This window comes from Vibrio sp. 1F253, from assembly GCF_041439295.1.
GTDB classification, from domain to species: domain Bacteria; phylum Pseudomonadota; class Gammaproteobacteria; order Enterobacterales; family Vibrionaceae; genus Vibrio; species Vibrio tasmaniensis_A.
On record NZ_JBGONU010000010.1, the window covers coordinates 36,899 to 62,268 of the forward strand.

18 protein-coding genes are annotated in these 25,370 nt (G+C 45.6%); 3 read left to right on the forward strand and 15 right to left on the reverse strand.

The window, feature by feature from the left end; genetic code table 11:
• Positions 1 to 99: 99 nt before the first annotated feature.
• Positions 100 to 3,531 carry a PAS-domain containing protein gene (locus ACED28_RS07465; RefSeq protein ID WP_371709575.1) on the forward strand — a complete coding sequence of 1,144 codons (3,432 nt, stop codon included), beginning with the start codon at positions 100 to 102 and terminating at the stop codon, positions 3,529 to 3,531.
• An 83-nt stretch (positions 3,532 to 3,614) separates the two neighbouring features.
• Here ACED28_RS07465 and ACED28_RS07470 read toward each other — a convergent pair whose 3' ends face one another.
• From ACED28_RS07470 to ACED28_RS07485, 4 genes are all read right to left on the reverse strand, one after another.
• Positions 3,615 to 5,000 (reverse strand): class II fumarate hydratase, encoded by a 1,386-nt coding sequence (locus ACED28_RS07470; protein WP_371709576.1) that lies wholly within the window; start codon positions 4,998 to 5,000, stop codon positions 3,615 to 3,617.
• A gap of 12 nt (positions 5,001 to 5,012) precedes the next feature.
• Positions 5,013 to 5,396 (reverse strand): hypothetical protein, encoded by a 384-nt coding sequence (locus ACED28_RS07475; protein ID WP_017096527.1) that lies wholly within the window; start codon positions 5,394 to 5,396, stop codon positions 5,013 to 5,015.
• Between the two features lie 202 nt (positions 5,397 to 5,598).
• Positions 5,599 to 7,302 carry a sodium:solute symporter family protein gene (locus ACED28_RS07480; RefSeq protein WP_009844700.1) on the reverse strand — a complete coding sequence of 568 codons (1,704 nt, stop codon included), beginning with the start codon at positions 7,300 to 7,302 and terminating at the stop codon, positions 5,599 to 5,601.
• Positions 7,303 to 7,312: 10 nt separating this feature from the next.
• On the reverse strand, positions 7,313 to 7,579 hold the full coding sequence (locus ACED28_RS07485; RefSeq protein WP_009844701.1) for a DUF4212 domain-containing protein: 267 nt from the start codon (positions 7,577 to 7,579) through the stop codon (positions 7,313 to 7,315).
• A gap of 438 nt (positions 7,580 to 8,017) precedes the next feature.
• On the opposite strand from ACED28_RS07485, the gene ACED28_RS07490 reads away from it, so the two are divergent.
• Positions 8,018 to 9,769, forward strand: a complete 1,752-nt coding sequence (locus tag ACED28_RS07490; protein ID WP_122047169.1) for a potassium/proton antiporter — start codon at positions 8,018 to 8,020, stop codon at positions 9,767 to 9,769.
• On the opposite strand, the gene ACED28_RS07495 is transcribed toward ACED28_RS07490, so the two are convergent.
• The 11 genes from ACED28_RS07495 to aspA form a co-directional block, all read right to left on the reverse strand.
• Positions 9,766 to 10,395 (reverse strand): response regulator transcription factor, encoded by a 630-nt coding sequence (locus ACED28_RS07495; protein WP_012604978.1) that lies wholly within the window; start codon positions 10,393 to 10,395, stop codon positions 9,766 to 9,768. The genes ACED28_RS07490 and ACED28_RS07495 overlap by 4 nt on opposite strands.
• Before the next feature lie 212 nt (positions 10,396 to 10,607).
• Positions 10,608 to 12,473, reverse strand: a complete 1,866-nt coding sequence (locus ACED28_RS07500; RefSeq protein WP_371709577.1) for a protein-disulfide reductase DsbD — start codon at positions 12,471 to 12,473, stop codon at positions 10,608 to 10,610.
• A 175-nt stretch (positions 12,474 to 12,648) separates the two neighbouring features.
• A complete protein-coding gene (locus ACED28_RS07505; protein ID WP_009844705.1) occupies positions 12,649 to 13,137 on the reverse strand; it encodes an arginine repressor in 489 nt (162 codons plus the stop codon).
• A 327-nt stretch (positions 13,138 to 13,464) separates the two neighbouring features.
• A complete protein-coding gene (gene pyrI, locus ACED28_RS07510; RefSeq protein ID WP_009844706.1) occupies positions 13,465 to 13,929 on the reverse strand; it encodes an aspartate carbamoyltransferase regulatory subunit in 465 nt (154 codons plus the stop codon).
• 15 nt (positions 13,930 to 13,944) lie between these two features.
• Entirely contained in the window at positions 13,945 to 14,874 is a 930-nt protein-coding gene (pyrB, locus tag ACED28_RS07515; protein ID WP_004729720.1) for an aspartate carbamoyltransferase, read from the reverse strand.
• A 499-nt stretch (positions 14,875 to 15,373) separates the two neighbouring features.
• Positions 15,374 to 16,384, reverse strand: coding sequence for an ornithine carbamoyltransferase (locus ACED28_RS07520; RefSeq protein ID WP_009844707.1), 1,011 nt, complete (start codon positions 16,382 to 16,384; stop codon positions 15,374 to 15,376).
• Between the two features lie 195 nt (positions 16,385 to 16,579).
• A complete protein-coding gene (gene arcC, locus ACED28_RS07525; RefSeq protein ID WP_009844708.1) occupies positions 16,580 to 17,491 on the reverse strand; it encodes a carbamate kinase in 912 nt (303 codons plus the stop codon).
• Between the two features lie 72 nt (positions 17,492 to 17,563).
• Positions 17,564 to 18,787, reverse strand: coding sequence for an arginine deiminase (gene arcA, locus ACED28_RS07530; protein WP_009844709.1), 1,224 nt, complete (start codon positions 18,785 to 18,787; stop codon positions 17,564 to 17,566).
• A gap of 804 nt (positions 18,788 to 19,591) precedes the next feature.
• Positions 19,592 to 21,040: a YfcC family protein gene (locus tag ACED28_RS07535; RefSeq protein WP_371709578.1), complete on the reverse strand. Its 1,449-nt coding sequence runs from the start codon at positions 21,038 to 21,040 to the stop codon at positions 19,592 to 19,594.
• Between the two features lie 510 nt (positions 21,041 to 21,550).
• On the reverse strand, positions 21,551 to 22,858 hold the full coding sequence (locus tag ACED28_RS07540; RefSeq protein WP_009844713.1) for an anaerobic C4-dicarboxylate transporter: 1,308 nt from the start codon (positions 22,856 to 22,858) through the stop codon (positions 21,551 to 21,553).
• 181 nt (positions 22,859 to 23,039) lie between these two features.
• Positions 23,040 to 24,491, reverse strand: a complete 1,452-nt coding sequence (gene aspA, locus ACED28_RS07545; protein WP_009844714.1) for an aspartate ammonia-lyase — start codon at positions 24,489 to 24,491, stop codon at positions 23,040 to 23,042.
• A gap of 284 nt (positions 24,492 to 24,775) precedes the next feature.
• Here aspA and ACED28_RS07550 point away from each other — a divergent pair, with 284 nt between their 5' ends.
• Positions 24,776 to 25,300 carry an FxsA family protein gene (locus ACED28_RS07550; RefSeq protein WP_012604974.1) on the forward strand — a complete coding sequence of 175 codons (525 nt, stop codon included), beginning with the start codon at positions 24,776 to 24,778 and terminating at the stop codon, positions 25,298 to 25,300.
• Positions 25,301 to 25,370: the final 70 nt, after the last annotated feature.

The following is a 25,370-nucleotide window of genomic DNA, read 5'->3' on the forward strand; positions in this document are numbered from 1 at the left end:
CAGAATTTAAGCGATTCGATTGAGTTAATGACCCATCCTTAGTTAAATGAAACCTCTCCCTTATGGAGAGGTTTTTTTATGGATGAAAAAGGGTTTTTAATGCAAGGATGGATAGTAATTCCAGTCTCTTTAGCCTATTTGGGCGTGTTATTTCTGATCGCTTGGTATGGAGACAGGCAGGTTCGTTGGCTATCGCGTTGGCGGCCATGGATCTATAGCCTTTCGATTGCAGTGTATTGTACCTCTTGGACTTTCTATGGAACGGTCGGACAGGCGAGCAATAACCCATGGTCCTTTTTACCCATCTACCTCGCCCCCATTCTGGTCTTTACACTCGGGTGGCGGATCTTGGCGCGGTTGATCCTGATTGCAAAGCGTGAACACATCACTTCAATTGCCGACTTTATCGCGGCTCGTTATGGAAAATCTCAGGGCTTGGCTGTTGCCGTCACCGTGATTGCCGTGGTCGGTATTCTTCCTTATATCGCGCTACAGCTGCGTGGTATTACGATGGGGCTAGATATTGTTGCGCCAAACCTAGCGTCTGATTTCGGCTATCAGGATTATCACGTGTCTTGGTTTGTGGTCGGTGCTTTGGCCATTTTTACCATGCTGTTTGGTACTCGGCACATCGATAACACAGAGCATCACCGTGGCATGATGATGGCGGTGGCGTTTGAGTCAATTGTTAAGCTAGCGGCATTCCTGATTGTTGGCCTGTTTATTATCTACCTGGCGATGAGCAGTGACAAAATTGACTTGTTTGATGTGGCGGCTTCCACCTACGAATCGCCCAATATTCCGACCTTAATTATTCACACCGTTTTGACCATGTTGGCGATTGTCTGTCTGCCGCGCCAATTCCACACCATGGTGGTTGAGAACGAACGTCCTCAAGACTTGCATACCGCTCGCTGGTTGTTTCCACTTTATCTGATTTTGATGGGCCTGTTTGTGCTGCCAATTGCTTGGGCAGGACAAGGGCTGCTCACCGACATGCCGGCTGATACTTACGTGATCAGTGTACCAATGGCAGAAGGTGCGAATCACATTGCTTTGTTAGCTTTCCTCGGAGGTACTTCGGCGGCGAGTGGCATGGTGATTGTCTCGACCATCGCATTAGCGATCATGGTATCGAATGATTTAGTGATGCCATTGCTGCTGCGCCGTATGCGCCTAACTCAAAGAACCCATCGACATTTTTCTGGCATGTTGCTGGTGATTCGGCGTGGGTTGATTTTACTGCTGTTACTTGGTGCTTGGCTGTTCTATCAAGCGCTCGATACCATTCACTCACTGTCGGCGATTGGCTTTCTTTCCTTTGCGGCGATTGCTCAATTCGCGCCAGCACTTATTGGTGGTTTGTACTGGCGTCCGGGCAACCGGAAGGGGGTTTATGTCGGCTTAATGGTGGGCTCGTTGATTTGGCTGATCACCCTGATGAGCCAAACCAGCATGCTGGCGGGCGATAGTGAAAGTAACCTTTTACTGTGGATTATTACGCCACCAGAGTTGCTCAGCAGTTGGGATATCAGCAGCTCGAACTGGGGCATTGTGCTGAGTATTGTGCTCAATACCTTGTGCTATGCCGTGGTTTCGATGACAACTCGCCCAAGCCTAAGTGAGCGCTTACAATCGGCTGCTTTTATTGGTACCCCATTACCAGAAAATGAGAATATCAGCCTCTATCAAAGCCGTGTGACTGTCGCTGAATTAGAGATGCTGGCGTCTCGTTTTGTGGGGCGTAAGCGTGCGAAAAGTGCCTTACAGAGTTATTGGCAACAGCACGGGCAGCCGCTACTTCCTAACCAACAAGCGCCCGCAAGCCTGATTCGACATGCAGAACGTGTGCTCGCTGGTGTATTCGGTGCATCTTCAGCTAAGTTAGTACTTACTTCGGCCTTGCAGGGCAGAAATATGCAGCTTGAGGAAGTTGCGACCATCGTTGATGAAGCCTCTGAATTGTACGATTTCAGTCGTGGTTTACTGCAAGGTGCGATTGAACATATTGGTCAAGGCATTGCAGTAATTGACAAACAAATGAGGCTGGTGGCGTGGAATCAACGTTACTTAGAACTGTTTGAGTTCCCTGCTGGCTTAATTCAGGTGGGTCGACCCATTTCAGATGTAATTCGTCACAATGCAGAGCAAGGTTTATGTGGCCCAGGCGACCCAGAAGATCACGTTCGACGCCGTGTTTATCACCTTGAGCAAGGCACGCGACACACCTCATCTCGTATTCGTCCTGATGGTCGAGTGATTGAGGTGCAAGGTAACCCAATGCCAAGTGGTGGCTTCGTCATGAGCTTTACCGACATCACGGTATTCCGACAAGCAGAGCAAGCGCTAAAAGATGCCAATGAAAGCTTGGAATCGAGAGTCCATGAACGAACTCAAGAGCTCGAGAAGCTTAACCATCGCTTGGTAAAGGCGACGCAAATTTCTGACCAAGAATCACAATCTAAGAGTCGTTTTCTTGCGGCTGTTAGTCACGATTTGATGCAGCCATTAAATGCTGCTCGCTTGTTTGCTTCTTCGCTATCTGAGGTCGCAAAAGAACAAGAGGAGAAGCAGCTTTCTTCTCATATCGAAAGTGCGTTGGGTGCGGCTGAAGATCTGATTGGCGACCTGCTTGATATCTCGCGATTGGAGTCAGGAAAATTAGAAACCAACATTCACGCGATTGCCGTGCATGATGTACTGACCAACCTGAATGCAGAATTTAGCGCTTTAGCGACACAGCAAAAAATACAGTTTCAGATGATTCCATCGTCACTGTTTATTCACTCTGACCCTAAGTTATTAAGACGAGTGATTCAGAATTTTTTAACGAATGCGTTTCGCTATAACCCGGAAGGAAAAGTGGTACTCGGTGCGAGACGAGTGAATGGTCAGGTACGAATTGATGTGTGGGATAACGGAACCGGTATCGATGAAGACAAGCAACAAGAGATCTTCGAAGAGTTTACGCGTGGTAGTCAAGTTCGTGCCGATCAGGGGTTGGGATTAGGGTTGGCGATTTCTAAAGGGATTGCTCATGTGCTTGGTCATCAAATCTCGATGCGTTCATGGCCGGGAGAAGGCAGCGTCTTTTCCATCACCTTAGCGAGAGCAGAGCAGGTGGCTCCGGTTGTACAAGCTTCGACGCCCATGGCGACCAGTGACATCGAACATCTGAAAATACTGTGTGTCGATAATGAGCGAGAAATTTTGGTCGGTATGGAGAACTTGATAGGGCGATGGGGCTGTGAGGTTAAGACCGCCGTCGACTTAGTCGAAAGTTTGAAGTGTCTCGATGATGATTGGCAGCCGGATGTGATTTTCTCTGATTACCGTTTAGATAATGGCAGAACGGGGCTCGAAGTATTGCAGCAGTGTCGTTTGCGCCTTGGAGATTCTTTTGAAGGTGTCATCATCAGTGCAGATAGAACCGATGACATGTTGGCAGCGATAAAGGCCAACAGCTTTAGCTTTATTGCCAAGCCAGTGAAACCCTTAAAACTCAGAGCAGTATTGAATCGGGTGAGTTAGTTTAATTAACTCTTAGATATTAAAAAGGCCTCAGCAGAGGCCTTTTTCGATCTGTTCGCTCGGTTATGGATGACCGATTTACTTTAACCCGCGATACCGCCTTGAGTGAGTGTGGTTGGATCAAGCAGCTTGCTGAGCTCTTCTCGGCTTAGATCGGTTTCTCTTTCTGCTACATCCAGAATTGGTAAGCCTTCTTTGTAAGCTTTCTTGGCAATATCAGCCGCCTTCAAGTAGCCAATCACAGGGTTAAGTGCGGTCACCAGAATTGGATTCTTTGACAGTGCCAAATCGAGGTTGTCTTGGCGTACCGTGAAGGTAGAAATCGCTTTATCAGCCAGTGCGACTGAACTGTTTGCTAACAACTCTATGCTTTCTAATACGTTATGAGCAATAACGGGCAGCATCACATTCAATTGGAAGTTACCCGATTGGCCTGCAATCGTAATGGTGGTGTCATTACCTATTACTTGAGCCGCCGCCATGGCTGCAGCTTCTGGAATTACAGGGTTTACCTTGCCAGGCATGATAGATGAACCCGGCTGTAGAGCCTGCAACTCAATTTCCCCTAAGCCAGCCAGTGGGCCTGAGTTCATCCAGCGAAGATCGTTTGAGATCTTCATGATCGCAACTGCTGCAGTTTTGAGCTGACCTGACAGCGCAACGATCGCGTCTTGGCTGCTGAGGTTAAAAAAGAAGTTTTCACTCGAGGTAAAACTGATCTTTGTCGATTGAGACAGGTTACTTGCAAACTTATCGGCAAAGCGTGGGTCGGCATTGATCCCCGTACCAACCGCTGTGCCACCTTGAGCAAGCGCCTTGACTGCTGGCAAGCTGCTTTCTATCGCTTGCTTGGCATGTTCAATCTGAAATTTCCAACCACCAAGCTCTTGAGCAAAGGTAATCGGCATTGCATCCATTAGATGGGTACGGCCAGTTTTGACTACCTCAGCAAGTTCATGCTGTTTTACGGTAAGTGCCGCAGAAAGGTGGGTAAGTGCAGGCAGTAGCTTATTTTCTGCCATCAAAGCGACACTGACTTGAATTGCTGTTGGCACGACATCGTTACTGCTTTGCCCCATGTTTACGTGATCATTCGGGTTCACGTCTCCTTGCAGGCTTCTTGAAGCGAGTGTCGCAATCACTTCGTTAGCATTCATGTTAGAGCTGGTGCCAGAGCCCGTCTGATAGACATCAATAGGGAATTGCTCGAGGTGTTTACCATCGATGATCTCTTGGCTGGCTTCGGCTATCGCGTTGGCAATATCACCTTCCAGTAAACCTAGCTGAGCATTAGTATCGGCGGCGGCCAGCTTAATTAACGCCAGTGCTTGAATGAAGCTGGTTGGCATCTTGTGTGAACTAAACGCGAAGTTATCAGCGGCACGTTGAGTTTGAGCTTGGTATAGCGCATCGGCAGGAACTTTCACTTCGCCCATGCTGTCTTTTTCTATCCGAAATTGTAGGGTCATCTTCTATCCTTGTTAGCCAAGTGGGGCTTGGACTTGTTGTAGTGTTTGGCTGAGATTCAAAAAACGCGCTTGGCCTTGAGGCTGCTGGCAGTAGTGGCGTTTCAAATAAAATAGTGGTGAGTGAATAGAGTCTAGGCAGATATGACGAAAGGCGAAACTGCGTTCTGGAGACTCAATCGCTTCTATCAAATGGAAGAAAACTTGGCGCAGGTACAGCTCGCACAACAAGATGTTTTCTTGGGCGGCATGCTTTTCATAGTAAGCGGAAAGCGTTAGTGCACACTCGATGTAGTCTCGAATCACAAACGGCTCATGGCCTTGAACTTGCTCTAATGAAGCAAAGCGATCTTGTGCTTTGTAAAACCTCGAATAGAGACTCTGCTGTTCTTTCATCATTATTTGCATCTCTTTAATAGATGTTAATGATAATTATTATCAAATGGGGTTTTAAAAACAACCCTTTGTTTATCTTTTTATAAAATGGAGGGGAAAAGAAAAAGCCGATACATGACGTATCGGCTTTCTTGAGTCAGTACCTAATCCCTACAATGTAAGTACTGATTCTTTTTTGCTAAACATCTTTGTTTCGTGGTAGTGCTTAGTGGTCGTGAGCTTCACCAGCACCTTTCGGGTAACGAATGTTCTCAACCATCTCTTGTACATCTTCAGGAACTTCCGCGGTCACTTTGTTCACTGCAATTGATACTACAAAGTTTAGACACATACCTAGCGTACCGATGCCTTCTGGGCTGATACCAAACCACCAATTTTCCGGTGTGCTTGCTGCTGGGTTAATGAACTTGAAGTAGATGATGTAGCTTGCTGTGAAGGCAATACCTGACAACATACCTGCAATTGCGCCTTCCTTATTCATCTTCTTGTAGAAGATACCTAGGATGATCGCTGGGAAGAAGGATGCTGCGGCTAAGCCGAAGGCAAACGCTACTACCTGTGCTACAAAGCCTGGTGGGTTAATACCCAAGTAACCTGCACCTACAATCGCGATCATGGCAGCTAAACGAGCGGCTAACAGCTCCTGCTTGTCGGTCATGTTTGGTCTGAAGCCTTTCTTCAACAAGTCATGTGAAATCGACGTTGAGATTACCAATAGTAGACCCGCGGCTGTTGATAGTGCGGCTGCTAGGCCACCGGCTGCAAGCAGTGCGACAACCCAGTTTGGTAGTTTTGCTAGCTCTGGAGAAGCCAGTACGATGATGTCACGGTTAATCTTCATCTCGTTGCGCTCATCGCCCGAGTAGAACATTTTGCCATCGCCGTTCTTATCTTCCCAACCAACTAGGCCAGTGCTTTCCCAGTTTTTGTACCAGCTTGGTGCTTCTGCAGCTGCGACACCTTGCATGTCTGGGCCGTTAATCGTTTCGATCATGTTTACACGAGCGAAGGCTGCAACGCCTGGTGCTGTTGTGTATAGCAATGAGATGAACAGTAGTGCCCAACCCGCTGAGATACGAGCATCACGTACTTTTGGTACCGTGAAGAAACGAATGATTACGTGTGGAAGACCGGCAGTACCTACCATTAGAGCTGCACAGATGAAGAATACATCTACCATGCTCTTGTTACCTTCGGTATAGGCGGTAAATCCGAGCTCTTCTGTTAGTCCATCCAGTTTATCAAGTAAGTATACATCTGTACCTGATAGCGTTGAGCCCATACCAACTTGTGGAAGTGGGTTACCTGTCATCATGATTGAGGTAAAGATTGCTGGAACAAGGAAGGCGAAAATGAGGACACAGAATTGAGCTACCTGCGTATAAGTGATGCCTTTCATGCCACCAAGCACTGCGTAGAAGAACACAATACCCATACCAATGATGATGCCTAGGTTAATATCAACTTCTAGGAAACGAGAGAATACAACGCCAACACCACGCATCTGGCCCGCAACGTACGTAAATGATACGAAGATTGCACAGAATACCGCTACCATACGTGCTGTTTTCGAGTAGTAACGTTCACCGATGAAATCAGGAACCGTAAACTGACCGAACTTACGTAGGTAAGGTGCTAAACATAGCGCAAGTAGTACATAACCACCTGTCCAACCCATGAGGTAAACAGCACCGTCGTAACCAACGAATGAGATGATACCTGCCATTGAGATGAATGATGCTGCCGACATCCAGTCAGCGGCTGTTGCCATGCCGTTTGCTACTGGGTGTACGCCGCCGCCAGCAACGTAGAATTCACTCGTTGTTCCAGCGCGAGCCCAGATTGCGATGCCGATATAGACTGCGAAAGTAATACCGACGAGAATAAACGTCCAAGTTTGAATATCCATGTTCTAGCCTCTAGTCTTCCTGTACGTTGTATTTTTTGTCCAGCTTATTCATGCGAACAACGTAAATAAATATCAACGCCACGAAGGTATAAATTGAACCTTGTTGAGCGAACCAAAAACCTAGCTTAAACCCGCCAAATTGAATGGTATTTAGGACATCCACAAATAAGATGCCAGCGCCATAAGACACCACAAACCAGACAGCGAGTAGTGTTCCCATTATTCCCAAGTTTTCCTTCCAGTAGGCTTGAGCATGTTCCGTAGATTCGAACGCCATTGCCTTCTCCTTTAATTCCGTTTTCGTAGAAACCGTTTCTGTAGAAATTGCTGTGTTAACGTAATGTTACGATTTAGAATGTAGCAAGGATAAGTCAAGGGATCTGTGCAACTTTAGTCGGGACGCTATTAGCGCTAATGTCCTGAAATATGGGAGCTAGGAGACAGAACCATAGAAAAACGTGATGTTGCAATGATGTTAAATTAGCCAAAGGTCTAACAAAAAGGGATGAATTAGAGTGCGAGTCATAAAATTTAACAACTAAATGACTGAGAAACGGTATTTAGTCCTGCCTATGACACGAAGCGAAACATAAGTTTGTTATAGTAACTACGGTACTTTCACCGGTCGTGACTTGCTTAACGGCAGAAGATCAACAAGCTAGTGGCAAAAGATCAACAGGCTTAAGGCTCGAGTTTTATTCTTTGGGGGGACGAATTGGACGCAATAACCATTAACCACTTATTTTTAACTGGTGCGGTGCTCATCGCCATCAGTGTGCTTTTTTCGCAAGTGTCCTCTCGCTTGGGCGTTCCGATTCTTTTGATCTTCCTTTTCGTTGGCATGTTAGCCGGTGAAGATGGACCCGGTGGCATTAATTTTGATGATTACTCACTGACTTATTTGGTGAGTAACCTCGCGCTTGCCGTGATCCTGCTTGATGGCGGTATGCGAACCAAGGTCGCAAGCTTCAAGGTTGCGTTTTGGCCATCGCTCTCGCTGGCGACGATAGGTGTCGCGTGTACTGCAACCCTAACGGGCTTAATGGCGGCTTGGCTGTTCGATCTGTCATTGATGCAGGGTATCTTAGTTGGTGCGATTGTGGGTTCGACTGATGCCGCTGCGGTATTTTCTTTGTTGAAAGGGCAGAGCCTCAATGAACGTGTTGGTTCAACCCTAGAGATCGAATCCGGTACCAATGACCCAATGGCTGTTTTCCTGACTGTGACTTTAATTGCGCTACTGGGTACCCCAGATGCCGAGATGGGAATGAACTTCCTACTCAAAAGCTTCGCGATGCAGTTTGGTATCGGCACCCTTGTTGGTATCGGTGGCGGTTGGGTTTTATGGAGTCTAATTAACCGAGTACAGCTGGCCGATGGCCTTTACTCGATTCTGGTGCTCAGCGGGGGCGTGGCTCTGTTTGCGTTCTCTAACATGCTTGGTGGTAGTGGCATCTTATCGATTTACCTAGTCGGTCTGTTCATTGGTAATCGTCCAACTCGCTCTCGACACTCTATCCTTAATGTTCTTGATGGCATGACGTGGCTAAGCCAGATCGTGATGTTCTTGGTGCTGGGGCTATTGGTTACACCATCGACATTGATGGACATTGCACTTCCTGCGTTAGCATTGGCTTTCGGTATGATCTTGTTTGCTCGCCCGTTGTCTGTTTGGTTGGGTTTACTGCCGTTCAGAAGCTTTACCACCAAAGAACGTTGGTTTGTTTCTTGGGTAGGTTTACGTGGCGCTGTGCCGATCATTTTGGCGGTGTTCCCGATGATGGCTGGCCTGCCCAATGCTCAGCTTTACTTTAATATCGCCTTCTTCGTGGTTATGGTTTCGCTGATTGTTCAGGGCGGTAGCTTGATGAAAGTTGCGAGGTTGGCTCAGGTGACCTTACCACCGACACCAACACCGATTTCTCGTACCGGCATGGAGATTTATCCGACCAGTGAGTGGGAGATGTTTGTCTACAAGCTGAAAGAGGAAAAGTGGTGTGTTGGTGAACCGCTTAAGCGTTTGTCTATGCCTGAAGGGACACGAATTACGGCACTGTTTAGAAAAGATGCTTTGCTTCACCCATCGGGTAGCACCGTGTTAGAGGCGAACGATATTCTCTGTGTGCTTGGCCAAGATAAAGACCTAGATAGTTTAAGTGCGCTATTCAGTGAGGCTCCTCTAGCTGAAGAGGCCGCTCGATTCTTTGGTGATTTCTTCTTGGATGTTGAACTATCGGTTGCAGCGGTCAGTGATTGTTATGGTATTGAACTGGGCTCGGAAGAAGAGCGAGAAATGACGCTAAAACAATTGGCTGAGCGAGAGCTTGGTGTACACCCTGTATTAGGTGATAGCTTTATGTGGCATGACATTACTTGGGTGGTTGCAGAGATAGATGATCATAAAGTCGTCAGGTTGGGTTTATGTTTACCAAAGACGACTTTAGAAGAGGATATAAGTGAAGTTTAGTTGTGGACTTCTTGTAGCAAGATAACCGCCTGAGTTCGGTTTTTCACATCTAATTTACGGAAGATGGCTGTCATATGTGCTTTGATAGTCGCTTCCGAAACATTCAATTCATACGCGATTTGCTTGTTCAGCAAGCCGTCTGAAAGCATCCCTAGCACCTTGTATTGCTGAGGTGTCAGTGTGGAAAGCTTTTCCGCAAGGTCGCTACAGGCTGCATTATTGGTGATAAGCCCTTCAGGAAAGAACGGGTCGCCATTCAGCACTTGATTCAGTGCACTGACCAATTCACGCATATCACTCGACTTAGGAATGAAGCCAAAGGCACCGTGGCTCTTCACTTGAGTGACAACGCTAGCATCCTCGCTGGCTGAGATCACCACAATTGGTAAATCTGGATATTCAGCACGTAGTTGAATTAAGCCCGACATCCCGTTTGCTCCCGGCATTTTAAGGTCGAGAAGTAACAGATCCGGTTCATCTTCTTTTTTTAGTAGAGTCAGTAAGGCATCGAGAGAATCAGCCTCAAGCAGGTTCGCACCGCTGATAGCCATATGAACTGACTGAAACAGGGCGTTGCGAAAGAGAGGGTGGTCATCAGCAATGATGATGGTATAGGTCGAGTCCATGACGTTCATACTTTTAACAATTTAGTTAATATTTATTATCATCCTGATTGAGTATGTGGACAATATTTATGCATTAAAAGTCTGAACCATATCGACTTTTATCCCCAGAATAAGAAAGCGTTACTCTGAATAGCAAAAAAGCCGCACTGCCATCTCGTTACTGAGGGGCGGTGCGGCTTTCGTTTAGGCGGATATTCCGGTGAATATTGCCGTTATAGCTGGTGGTTTTGCATATGTTTCAAGAATACGTCGGCAGGCATAAAGCCCGTCACACGAGCATTTGGAACATGGTTACCCTCGCCATCCCAGAACTCAATTGTTGGTAAGCCGAGTACCTGTAATTGTTTAAGCAGTTCAATATCTTGAGGCATGTTTCTCGTTACGTCAGCCTGAAGCAGGACGAAATCAGAAAGCTTGTTCTCAACATCGGCTTGGTGGAAGGTGTACTTCTCAAACTCTTTACATGCCACACACCAATCGGCGTAGAAATCGAGCATCACTGGTTTGCCGAGTTTCTTGGCTTCGATGAGCTGGATTTCTAACTCTTCAACCGTGTTGACGCGGGCAAATTGGATTTGTTGCTCAACCACAACGCTCTTTTCTGCGAACCAGTAATTTAGCGCAGGTTGAGCTGATGCGAACAGGCCAAGCATCGCGATGATACCTACAGCGCTCTGTTTCCAACCACCGAATGGCAGTGCATTCTTGCTGTGGTAAAGCCAACCAAAGGCGATGAACCCAAGACCAGACCAAAGTACCGTTGCCCACAATTCAGGAATAATTCGCTCTAGCAGGAAGATAGGCGCTGCCAGCAAGATAAAGCCGAATACGATCTTCACCTTGTCCATCCAGCTACCTGCTTTTGGTAGTAGCTTATTACCAAACACCGCAACCAAAATCAGCGGAATACCCATACCCATTGCTAACGCATACAGAGCGATCGCTCCGGTTAATAGGTCGCCACTTTGAGCCACATACAATAACGCACCTGACAGTGGCGCTGTGGTACAAGGTGAGCACACCAAGCCAGAGATAGCGCCCATTGCGAACACGCCCAAGGTATTGCCGCCTTGCTGTTTGTTACTTTGATTGTTAAGCCAAGTTTGGATACTGCTTGGAAGTTGCAGGTTATAAACGCCAAACATCGACATGGCTAATGCCACGAATAGAACGCTCAACGCAATTAATACATAAGGGTGTTGCATCGCAGCTTGGAACTGCATGCCTGCTGAAGCAACCACTAAACCCAATAAGGTGTAGGTCAGCGCCATGCCTTGCACGTAGATGAAGGACAGCATCAGCGCACGACCTTGGCTGAGCTTGCCGCCACCTAGCACAATACCCGTTAGAATCGGATACATAGGCAGAACACACGGCGTAAAGGCTAAGCCAACACCGAGTGCGAGGAATAATAATGGCGTCCACCAACTGTCACCCAGCTTATCGGCTAAGCCTGCTTCTTTTGAAACGGGAGCATTGGTTTGTTGAGTGGTATTGCTTGCTGCGTCAGCGGTAGGAGAAGAGGCTTGTACTGAATTGTCAGCTTCACCAGCTGCATCAGAAGAACCTTGTAAAGCACCACTGTTTTGCTCATCACTGCTTTTCATATCCCCAGAACTCGTCGCAGTAAACGGTTCAATGTCGATTACTCGGATCTCTGGTGGGTAACAGAAACCAGCATCTGCACAGCCTTGATACTTAACGCTCAGCTGTGAGCCATCTTGGTAACTCTGTAGAGGAACTTGCACGAATAACGGCTGAGTATAGATGCTCACCTCACCGAAGAATTCATCTTGGTGTGGTTGGCCATTTTCCATTTCAACATTGCCGATAGTGAGATTTTGTCCAGTGAACGAGAGGCTATGTTGATAGAGGTAGTAGCCCTCTTTTACTTGCCAGTCGAGAAGGACCTTGCCGTCTTGCTGGTAGTAATTGAAAGGGAAAGCTTGGTCTACAGGGACAAAACCGTTGTTATTGCCTCCGAAGCTTGGCTCGGCGTTGTCGTTTCCAAAAAGCGCCCACGCAGGCTGGGTGAACAGGGAAACACAAACAAAAAGTAATGTGGCAAGTCGTCGCATACTATTTAGTCATCAAAATGGAGTTGAAGGTATCTTAACTCAATCAGACCGTAATAGTTTGTGATTAGTTTCATCGGTAGACAAATATCCCCTAAGGCGGGTGGGCTATTTTCTGGGGCAGCCGAGAGAGTGTCAGTCGCTCAACATGAGTTGTCAGCTTTTGCCAATAAGACATTTAAGCCACTCCTAAGCGTGCTCTTACTACTTGTTCGCAAGCATCTATATTCGTGGTGTCTTTCGGAATAATTAACACAGTGTCATTGCCGCCAACCGTACCGATAATCTCGGTATGTGGGTCGATATCAACCAATCTTGCGACCAACTGTGCGCAACCAGGGTTTGTTTTTACGATCACCATTGCTTGGTTGTGAGTAATTAATTCGATTTGTGATGAGATTGACGCATCGACACGTACCGGTGCGCTTTCTACGGTGATGCAGTAAACCTTTTTGCCACAGGCGTTCTGGATTTTGACAACACCGAGTTGTGACAAAATACGAGACACAGTCGACTGGCTAATGCCTGTATAACCAATGTCGACGAGTTTCTCTCGCAGCTGGTTCTGGGTCGAGAAGCTTTGCTGTTGTAGTAAGCGTTTGCACGCTGCGGTCAGTGTTTTATCTTCAGCTGAATACAAGCAACCGTGCTCAGTGATTTGGTTCATGAACAACTCCTTAAGGTCAACGTGTTGATATCGCTTGTCCATAGCGCAGAACGCACTCCCAAAGCCGTAGAGTACGATTGTTAATTAGGGCTTACCGATGAATCCCGAAATAAATAGGAAGGGTATGCGTGATGTATGATCTTCTATTCATCCAGTCTACCACTAAAGAATAGTTATCTTTTTGAAGGTGATCACCAAACAAAATTCTGGTTATTTGCTTTTTTTGTGGAGTTTTATTCTTTAGGTAAGTGGATATTTATTCCGGGTTAGGAATAAATATCCATGTAGTTTGAGCGGTTTCTTTTACGAAGGTAAGAGCGCTAAGGGCTAGCGGATTTCACTCATGATCTCGCGGGAGAATACTTTTTCACAATAGTGACATTTTAGTTGGACGTTTTCGTGTTTTAGCTGCACTTTAAAGCTACTTTCAACGGGTTCACCGTGCGAAATACAGTTGCTATTCGGGCAAGAGTACACACTGTTGATTTGGTCTGGCAGTACTAATGTTAGCTTATTAACCACCTTGTACTCTTCAATCTGATTTACCGTCGCTTGCGGCGCATACAGAGCCAATTGGTTGGCTTGTTCCTTGGTCAGAAAGATGTTCTCAATCTTGATCAGATCTTTATGACCAAGCGCAGATGATGGCAGATTCAATCCCATGGTGATGCGTTGTTCTGTTTTGTGTAGCTTAAACAGTTTAAGGATTTTGATACCAAGATGAGCAGGGATGTGGTCAATCACGCTGCCGTTACGGATCGCTTCTACTTGTAGCTGAGTTTGTTTAACCATGACTGTTTCTCCTGCTTATAAAGTGTCGTTAAGAACTAGGGCCAATAGGGCTTCGCGAGCGTATACACCGTTTTCAGCTTGTTCAAAGTAATAAGCGTGTGGCGTTTTATCTACGTCGGTTGTGATTTCATCGACGCGTGGTAATGGGTGAAGCACCTTCATGTTCTGGCGTGCATCTTTCAAGGTATCGGCCGTTAGAATGTAAGCCGACTTCATGTGCGCGTATTCTGACGCATCAAAGCGCTCTTTCTGTACGCGAGTCATGTACAGGACGTCCAATTCAGGCACCACTTCTTCAATGCTGCTGTGGGTGCTGTATTGGATGCCCATCTCTTCCAATTCTTCACAGATGTAATCAGGCATCGCTAACACTTCTGGCGCGATAAAGAAGAAACGCACGTTATTGAATTTTGATAGTGCTTGCGTCAAAGAGTGTACGGTACGGCCATATTTTAGGTCGCCGACGAAAGCCACATTGAGGTTATCGAGCGTGCCTTGCGTTTCGTAAATCGAGAACAGATCCAATAAGGTTTGCGTTGGGTGTTGGTTTGCACCGTCGCCACCATTCACAATTGGCACACCGTTAGAAAATTCAGAGGCCAAACGTGCTGCGCCTTCTTGTGGGTGACGCATCACAAAGGCATCCACGTAAGATGAAATAACTTGAACGGAATCGGCAAGTGTTTCGCCTTTTTTCGCCAGCGATGTGTTGCCGCCATTATCAAAGCCGATGACTGTGCCGCCAAGGCGTTGAACTGCGGTTTCAAATGAGAGGCGAGTTCGAGTTGAAGGCTCAAAGAAGCAGCTCGCAACGACTTTATTTTTCAGCAGCTCAGGGTTTGGTTCTGCTTTGAGTCTTGCTGCAGTATCGACGATAAGCTCCAGTTCATCACGAGATAGCTCTGGAATGGAGATGATGTGCTTGTTAAATAACGAATGCGCCATAACGGGTCTTCCTTTTTCTATGCATACAGTCAAATTGCGGACAAAAAAAAGCCCCCTAAAAATAGGAGGCTTCGAAATGATCAATAGAGCAAAATAAAAATGACACCAACGCCGTTCTAAGGCGTATTGGCTGACAATCATGTGCGAAAAAATTGCGGTTCATTTTTTGCTCTCTTAAGACAAATTGCGGAGGATTATACTCAGATAAAAAGGCCATGCAATACTTTCTGTAAAGTATTCATTTAATGGATTTTTATGCGAGATTGCGTCCATTTTCAACTCTCATTTAAGTCTTTGTTGGGGCTGAGACTTACAGGGTTTTCCAGGAAATTATCTCTTCAACCGCATGAAAAAAAATGCGAGTTTTATTCAAGGTCAAAATCCCAAGAACGCCACCCGCATTTCCCTGTCATTGCACTTAACTTATCAACGTATTTCGAACAAGTGAGTGCCTAGCTTCTTAATTTTTAACGTCTTAACTGTTTCGTTTCTTAGGTAATTAGCTGCCTAATGTCGCAACCATTACTGCTTTGATGGTGTGCATGCGGTTTTCTGCTTCATCGAACACGATAGAGTATTCAGACTCAACCACTTCATCCGTCACTTCTACGCCATCTTTAAGCTGCGGATATTCAGCAGCAAGCTGTTTACCGACAGTTGTATCTTCGCCGTGGAAAGCAGGTAGGCAGTGCATGAATTTCACATGTGGGTTGCCTGTTGCTTTGATCATGTCCATGTTGACTTGGTAAGGCATCATTAGGTTGATACGCTCAGCCCATGCTTCTTTCGCTTCGCCCATTGATACCCAAACGTCGGTGTATAGGAAGTCACAACCTTGCACGCCTTCTTGAACATCTTCTGTTAGCGTGATTTTGCCGCCAGTGTGTTCTGCGATTTCACGACATTGAGCTAATAGCTCTTCTTCTGGCCAGAATTGCTTTGGAGCAACAAGGCGAATGTCCATGCCCATTTTCGCAGCGCCAACCATTAGAGAGTTACCCATGTTATTGCGAGCATCACCTAGGTAAGCAAACTTGATTTCATGCAGTTGCTTGCCACGGCCGTATTCCGTCATAGTTAGGAAGTCAGCTAGGATTTGTGTTGGGTGGAATTCGTCAGTCAGGCCATTCCATACAGGAACGCCAGCGTAAGCGCCTAGCTCTTCAACGATTTCTTGACCAAAGCCGCGGTATTCGATGCCATCGTACATACGGCCAAGAACGCGAGCGGTGTCTTTCATTGATTCTTTGTGGCCAATTTGAGAGCCAGATGGGCCTAAGTAAGAAACTCGAGCACCTTGGTCGAATGCTGCTACTTCGAATGCACAGCGAGTACGAGTTGAGGTTTTTTCAAAGATAAGCGCAATGTTTTTGCCAGTCAGTGTTGGCTGTTCGTAACCGTTGTACTTCGCTTTTTTTAGCTCCATAGAAAGATCTAACAAGTGTTGAATTTCGCGTGGAGTGAAATCTAGTAGTTTTAGGAAGTTACGATTGCGTAGGTTAAAAGCCATGATGTATTCCTTCTTAGATTTAGGCGCTTCCTTGTTACAGGGAAATAAAATTCAAGAAAGCGCGATTCAATTTTTAGTTAAAGTTGTTCGGTTTTGTTTGTTTCGTTTGATTCTGTTTTCGCAAGATTTAAAAGCTTTCAAGACTTAAGCTTCTCAAGCTTTAAGTTTTTCAAGATGATAAAGCTCGCTAGTGCATTAACCTTTGGTGATATTGGTGCCCGCTTGGCCTTGCAGGATTTGCAAACCATCTTCGAGTGCGCCGATACCCACTACTTTGCCGCCTTGCTGAATGAACTCGCACGATGCTTCAATTTTTGGCCCCATTGAGCCTGCATCAAATGTAAACTTCGCCAATTCACTTGGTGTAGTACTGCGCAGTGCGTGTTGAGTCGGTTTACCCCAATCAAGATAAACAGCGTCAGCATCGGTCAGAATAAGTAGTGCATCCGCATCCAATTGTTTCGCCAAGAAAGCCGCTGACATGTCTTTGTCGATAACCGCTTCAACGCCGACTAATTTGCCATTTTCTTTTTTCACTGGGATGCCACCACCGCCAGTACAAATTACGAGGTGACCTGCATCGATAAGTTGAGTGATCGCTTCGTGTTCAACAATGCCAGTAGGGCGTGGGCTTGGTACTACTCGACGGAAATGTTGACCGTCTGGTTTTACGATCCAGTGGAATTTCTCCGCTAACTCACGCGCTTCTGCTTCTTCGTAGATCGGGCCAATTGGCTTAGTTGGATCTGCGAATGCAGGATCGTTTGGATCAACGGTCATTTGCGTCAACATGCATGAGATGTTGCGGTCAGGCAGGTAGTTTTTGAACTCTTGCATTAGCATGTAGCCGATCATGCCTTGAGTCTCACTGCCCAATACATCCAATGGATACGGGTTTACTTTTTTGTACTCCAAACCTTGCAGAGCAAGTAAGCCAACTTGTGGACCATTACCGTGCACTAGAACCACGTTGTACACTTTCGCGATTTCAGAGATGGTTTTAACAGCCGTTTCAATATTACGGCGTTGAACATCGGCTTCTAACGGCTCACCGCGACGAAGTAGGGCATTACCGCCGAGTGCAACAACAACAGTTTGCTTAGTCATAATTGTGTTCTCTCATTTTGGCCAAGTTGAGATTATTTAAGATCGTTCAACTTGGCCGTTTCGTCTTAGTGATTAGATACCATCACGCTCAATTGGGCAGCTCATGCAGCGTGCACCACCGCGACCGCGACCAAGTTCGTCTCCTGGAATCGGAAGAACCGTGATGCCTGCTTTGTCGTATTTTTCGTTGGTGTATGTGTTGCCTTCGTAGCCAATAACGACGCCAGGTTTAACCGTTAGAACGTTGTTTGCATCGTTCCATTGTTCACGTTCTGCATGGAAGTTGTCGCCACCAGTTGTGATTAGGTTTAGCTTGTCTACGCCAAGTGCTTTTTCGATAGCTGTTACGAAGTAGCCTTCTTCTTTCACTTTCACTGCGCCTGACTCATCGCCAGTTAGGTTCCAGCACTGTACGTCTTTACTTACCACTTCAGGGTAAACAGAGAACGTATCTTCGTTCATGTGAGTCATCACGGTGTCTAAGTGCATGCAAGAACGGTGTTTTGGTAGCTGCATTGCGATAACTTGTGTCGCTTGACCGTGTTTGAATAGGCTAGACGCTAAGTGTTCAACACCTTGTGCTGTTGTACGCTCAGACATACCGATAAGAACCGCGCCACGGCCGAGAACAAGAACGTCACCACCTTCGATTGTTGAGTTGTCGTAGTTGATGTTTTCTTCATCACCGAAGTATTTAATGAAGTCTTCGCCTGCGAATGTTGGGTGCCAGCGGTAAATAGCGCGAACGTGGTTTGTTTCACGTTGACGAGCAGGTTTCGCCATCGGGTTGATAGATACGCCACCGTATACCCAGCAAGATGTGTCACGAGTAAATAGGTGGTTTGGTAGAGGTTCGATAATGAAGTCAGTTGGTGCGTGCATGCCTTGCATCATTGAAGATGATTTCATTGGCATTTCAGCGTAAGACAGACCGCCCGTTAGGATTTTTGCTAGCTCTAAGTTTGGTAAGTCGCCCAAGTAGCAGCGCACATCATTGGCGAATGTTTTACCCAAACGGTAATCAGATACCTGGCAGCTTAGTAGCCAGTCTTTCGCTTCTGGCACTGCTAGTGTGTCTGCTAGTAGGTCAGTAAGAAGAAGAACTTCAACACCCTGATCACGTAGCGTTTTAGTAAATGCGTCATGCTCTTTACCTGCGCGCTCAACAGCCAGTACGTCATCAAATAGTAAATCGTGACAGTTAGAGGGTGTTAGGTGAGTCAGTGCGCGTCTTGGGCGGTGAACTAGAACGCGGCGCAATTGACCTATTTCAGAACCTACATAGAACTTACTCATGATCGTCTCTCTCTTATATATTTGAATTACTTTTATCGCTAAGAGTAATTATTTATTTTCAGTGAAGAATAATGAATTATTTTATTCATATCTCTTGTCTGGAATTAATATTACGCCTGCTACTCAGGTATTCTTAGAGATCTATCACAAATCGTTTTTTATCCCGCAGCCCTTTAAAATTAAGGGTTTTAACAAACTTTATGCACTTTTAGTCATGACGATTACATTCTAAATAGTTAGCTGTTAGGGAACTTTATGCACGCTTTTTTGATGAACCTGCCTAGAATCAAAATTGTTAGTGATTATATGCATAATAGTTTTATTGATAAGAATGTACTTAGCTTGGAAGTATGCAAAGTTTCTATTTAGATATTTAATTTTGGATGTGAAATTAATTATTTATTAACAAAATAAATGCGAATAAAGCTGTTGTGGTCACACTTTATAATTGGTTTTTTTAAGCCGGTTTTCTATAAAAATAGCTTTTATTTCCCCTTTGGTTATTACAAGGTGAATAACTTTAAATATAATTAACGTTAATAAATGACTAAATATCTTTATAAACATAATGGAGAGGAATGGATTATTTTTTATTAGCCTTAACATCAATATTAAAACGTTGATTTACGCTTTGTCGAAGGTGTCCTTGGGTTGTTTAAGGTTGGCTGATGAGGTTGGCTATAGAGAGGCTTTAAATAGAGTGTGTGCAGCTCGTGAGGTTGTTTTGGGGACTGGCTCTGAGGGCGATAGCAATAAAAAAGCCACTAAGAAAGCGGCTTTGAACGAGAAGGTGGTGTGTAGGTTTTAGATAAGCGCACCAATACTTAGTACAACGATGCAGAACACCATCAAGATTCCGATTAATGGCATCACCCATTTAACCCAGCGCACGTAAGGGACACGAGCAATTGCCAAGCCGCCCATTACCACTGCAGAGGTTGGAGTGATTAAGTTGACCAAGCCAGATGCTGATTGGTAAGCGGTGATAACAAGGTCACGACCTACGCCAGCAAAATCGGCTAATGGCGCCATGATTGGCATAGTCAGCACTGCTAGACCAGAGGTCGAAGGTACTAAGAATGACAGTAGAATTTCTAAGAAGAACATCACGTTAATGAAGACAACTGAAGAAAGGCCAGTCACCATTTGTTCTGCTGAGAAAAGAATAGTGTCGGTGATCATACCGCGGTCCATTACGACTACGATACCACGTGCGATACCTATGATAAGCGCAACGCCTAGTAGGTCTCGAGCTCCGTCAATGAAGCTAGTTGTGAACTCTTCCTCACTCATACGAGACACAATACCGACAATAATAGTCGCTGCTAAGAACATCGCGGAGATCTCTGCCATCCACCATCCAGCAACGGATACACCGTAAATCATGACAGCGAAAGAGCCACCAAAAATGGTCAGGATCAGTTTGCGAGTCGCGGTGAACTCCAGTTTTTCACCACTTGCGTTGCCAAGGAAGTGCGCTTTGTTCTCTTCGTATTTGTCGTAAACAATCGATGTTGTTGGATCGGCTTGTACCATTCTTGCGTAGCGCATGACGTAGGCGACACAGATACCCCAACCAATAATCAGCATTCCAATACGCAGCGCGATACCGTCGGTAAATGGAATACCAGAGGCGTTGGCAGCAATAACGGTCGCGAATGGGTTAATGGTAGAGCCTAGCACCCCAATGCCTGCGCCAAGCAATACCGTCGCAGCCGCAACTAGAGGGTCAAAGCGAGCTGCCATCATTACTGGTACTAGTAATGTATAGAATGGCAGTGATTCTTCCGCCATGCCGTAGACAGTACCACCTGCGGCAAACAGTGCCATCAGTATTGGTATCATCAACTCTTCTCGCCCTTCTAAGCGGGCGGTAACGCGCTCGATGCCAGCATCAATGGCACCTGTTTTGGTTACTAGTCCTAAGAAGCCACCAATGATTAAGATGAACAGCGAAACGTCGATAGCCGCTGCTTCATAGCTATTGTGGTCGTAGAAGCCATCAATAGGCGCTAGCAGTACATCAATCACGCCTTGAGGGTTACCTTCTACCGCTTGATAGGTTCCGGTTACGGGTACTTCTCGGCCTAGCTCTTCATTCATTGCACGGTCGTATTGGCCTGCTGGAACAATCCAGGTAAGCAGCGCGACGAACGCAATCAGAATAAATAGAATGGTGTAGGCAGAAGGAAATTTAAAGTTGGCAAAGAAGCCGCCCTTTTTTTTCTCGCTTGGTATCGTTTGAGTTGTCATGGCTATCTCCTTACATCATCTTAAATAGAAGTGATGTGAATTAGCGACTAATGATTTATAGATTGTAAATACACGGACACTTATAAAGCACTCAACGATATAAAGTTGCTGACTTTAAATTAATGTTGTTTTTATATTTACCAATCCAAATGAAGTTAGATTTAATTTAGCTGCGGTTATTTTATTCCTTACGTCAGTATTTAAGTTTGGTGCTGTTCACAAAAATAATGGCTAATGAAAGGGCTAAAAAATGGCAGAAAATTGGCAAGGTTTTTTGGTTAGTTAGCTTGGATTAATATTCGATGGGGATGACGGTAAATCAAAGGGAGATTGACTGGGTAGGCATTCCTAATTAATGGCCTGAATAATCCTGGAATTTTATTCAAACTTTATTTTTGGTTGGTTTTTGAATTTTATAACGGTTATTTGACGTGTATCAAATAACACATTGAGCAGAAAACAAAAAAGGAAGCTGAAGCTTCCTTTTTTAGTTTAGAACATTAGTGATTACTAGATGAATAGGCCGCCAAATGCGAAGCCGAGTGCAACCGCTGTACTGATTGTTACCACACCAGGAATGAAGAATGGGTGATTAAATACGTACTTACCAATACGCGTTGAGCCTGTGTCATCCATCTCAACCGCTGCCAGTAGCGTAGGGTAAGTTGGAAGTACGAACAGTGCACTTACTGCAGCAAAAGAAGCCACGGCTGTTAGTGGTGCTACGCCAATCGCTAGAGCTGCAGGCATTAGTGCAACTGTTGTTGCGCCTTGAGAGTAAAGCAGCATAGAAGCGAAGAACAAAACAAGAGCCAGCATCCATGGGTAGTCAGCCAGCAGAGCACCTGCTACGTCTTTGATCTCAGCAACGTGTGCGTTTACAAACGTTGAACCTAACCAAGCTACACCAAGTACACAAACACACGCTGTCATACCAGAGCGGAATGTTGGCGCTGAAGAAATCTTCGCAGCATCAATCTTAGTGAACATCACGATAGCCGCTGCTGCTGCTAGCATCACAGACATGATCGCTTCGTTACGACCAAGCGCTGGGTTTTCAATTAGGCCAACAGAGCTAGAGATAGCCGCTGCGTAGCAAACCACGAAACCAATCGCTGCTAGGAAGATGTACGTTGCTCTCTTCGCTGTTGGTAGAATTTCACGTTTCTCTTCTGTCGCCAGTTTGATTAGACCTTTCTCTAGACGTTCTTGGTAAACAGGATCGTCTTTCAGTTCGCTACCCATGTAGTTAGCAACAACCGCACCAACCATACAAGCGATGAAGGTTGTTGGGATACAAACCATCAATAGCGTTAGGTAATCAACACCAAAGGGTGCCAGCATTGCTGCGAAAGCGACAACGGCAGCCGAGATTGGCGAAGCTGTGATAGCAATTTGAGAGGCTACAACTGCGATAGACAGTGGACGAGAAGGACGAACACCTTGGCCTTTCGCTACTTCTGCGATTACAGGAAGCGTAGAGAATGCTGTGTGACCAGTACCGGCCATTAGTGTCATTACAAAGGTCACAATCGGCGCGTAAAAGGTGATGCGTTCAGGGTGTTTACGCAAAAAGTTTTCTGCAATTTGCACCAACCAGTCCATACCGCCAGCAACCTGCATAGCAGCAATTGCGGTGATAACCGACATGATGATCAAGATTACGTCGATCGGGATGAAAGACTGGCTTGTTGGAACGCCAAGAATCAGTGAAAGGGCAATAACACCAGCACCACCGGCAAAACCTATACCGATACCGCCAATTCTGGCCCCCAAAAAGATAAAGAGCAGGACGACAAATAGTTCTACTGCAATCATAAGTAACACCTCATTTTAGATTTTATTATGTGAGCATTCGCGGCTGGAATGTTCACATAATAGTTCTATGGTTTAGATTCTATTTCGCAAAAGTGCAACCAACAGAAATCCACAAAATTAACATGGTTAACCGTATTGGAGCCTAAAAAAGGGCTCCGTTTGGAGCCCTTTTTCGCTAACGTTATTCGTAGCGTTTTGCTTTATACTGAGGATGCATCAAATTTTCAACAGAGAAAATGTCATCAAGTTCTTCTTCGGTTAATAACCCGCGCTCTAGAACCACATCACGCACGCTTTTACCTGTTTCAGCACAGATCTTACCAACAACATCACCCTCGTGGTGGCCAATGTATGGGTTTAGGTAAGTGACGATACCGATAGAGTTAAATACGTGAGATTCACACACTTCTTTGTTCACAGTAATGCCGTCTACACACTTGTCGCGTAGGTTCACACATGCGTTTGTTAGAATGTCTAGAGACTCAAACATGCTTTGTGCGATAACAGGTTCCATTACGTTCAGTTGAAGCTGACCGCCTTCTGCTGCGAAAGAAACCGTGTTGTCGTTACCTAGAACTTTAAAGCAAACTTGGTTTACTACTTCAGGCACTACTGGGTTTACTTTAGCTGGCATGATTGAAGAGCCAGCTTGCAGTTCAGGTAGGTTTAGTTCGTTAAAGCCAGTGCGTGGGCCTGAAGAAAGAAGACGTAAGTCGTTACAAATCTTAGACAGTTTAACCGCTAGGCGCTTAAGTGCACCGTGCGTCATTACGTATGCGCCACAGTCAGATGTTGCTTCGATAAGATCTTCAGCCGCTACACACTCTAAGCCCGTTACTTCTGCTAGGTGTTTCACTGCTAGGCCTTGGTAACCCGGTGCTGCGTTCAGACCAGTACCGATAGCCGTTGCGCCTAGGTTAACTTCAAGAAGAAGCTTTGAAGTGTATTCTAGGTTTTTGATTTCTTCGTTGATGGTTACAGCCCAAGCGTGGAACTCTTGGCCAACCGTCATTGGAACAGCATCTTGAAGTTGAGTACGGCCCATCTTCAGGATTGTGTTGAATTCTTGGCTCTTAAGCTCGAATGCGCCTTTTAGGTATTCGATAGCGTCAATCAGTTTACGAACGCTGTTGTAAACTGAGATACGGAAACCAGTTGGGTAAGCACAGTTTGTTGATTGGCTGCGGTTTACATGGTCATTCGGGTTGATGAACTCATATTGGCCTTTTTCTTTGCCCATAAGTTCAAGTGCCACGTTTGCCACAACTTCGTTAGCATTCATGTTTACAGAAGTACCAGCACCACCTTGGAATACATCCGATGGGAACTGATCCATGCACTTACCAGTGTCTAGAATTAGGTCACAAGCTTCGATGATGTATTTAGCTACTTCGCTTGGGATTACACCTAACTCTTTGTTTGCTAAAGCCGCTGCTTTCTTTGTCATCACCATACCGCGAACGAATTCAGGTACATCTGAGATCGTTACATTTGAGATGTTGAAGTTTTCAACTGCGCGTAGAGTGTGGATGCCGTAGTAAGCATCAGCCGGAACATGACGTTGACCTAGTAGATCTTCTTCGAGACGAGTAGCTTGAGGAGCTTCAACTTGAGCTTCTGATAGATTAGCCATAACAGGATCCTTAGAGAATTATTCTGATTATATAGTTAGTTATTAGCCTATTCTGTGTGCAAATACTCCGTTCGCTAGAATATTGGGCTGATAAATCCGTCCTGACTTATGTGGCACATGATACTGTACTTAGCGCATAAAAATATTAAGTTGATCACCTTTTTCGGTTTTGTTTCGTCAATATTTTGCAAAGTTATTCTCGGTCAATAAACACGCTTATTTGCAGGATAAATTTGAGATTGATAGGGCTTTCAGCGTAAACTGGATGTAACAAAGGAGGGCGTGTGTTTCCTATCTTATTATTACTATTTATCTTCGTACCCATCATTGAGATTGGGCTATTTATTCAAGTTGGTGGCTTCTTAGGATTGTGGCCAACTATTGCGTTGGTTTTGATTACTGCATTTGTTGGTGCATCGCTTGTTCGTAGCCAAGGCATTCAAACACTTATGTCTGTGCAAGGTCGATTACAACAAGGCGAAATGCCAGCACAACAGATTCTTGAAGGCGTGATGCTTGCGGTTGCTGGTGTATTGCTGCTGACTCCTGGCTTTATGACGGACGCACTCGGTATGTTGGTATTGCTACCAGCACCAAGAGCGATGATTGCTAAGAAAATGATGGAAAAAATGGTGGTGACCAATATGTCTGGCGGTTTCCATGCGGGTGGACAGGCTGGTTTTGGTCAGAGCCCATTTGGACAAGACCCATTCAATCGCGATCCCTCTGACCAATCAAAAGACGGCAACACCTTTGAGGGTGAATTTGAGAAGAAAGACGATGACAACGATCGTAACCGCTTAAACTAATCCGTTTTTTCTCTTCTTTGTTTTTATCTCTTCTTTATATAGAGGGAAAAACAGAAAAGGCTCTTACCTT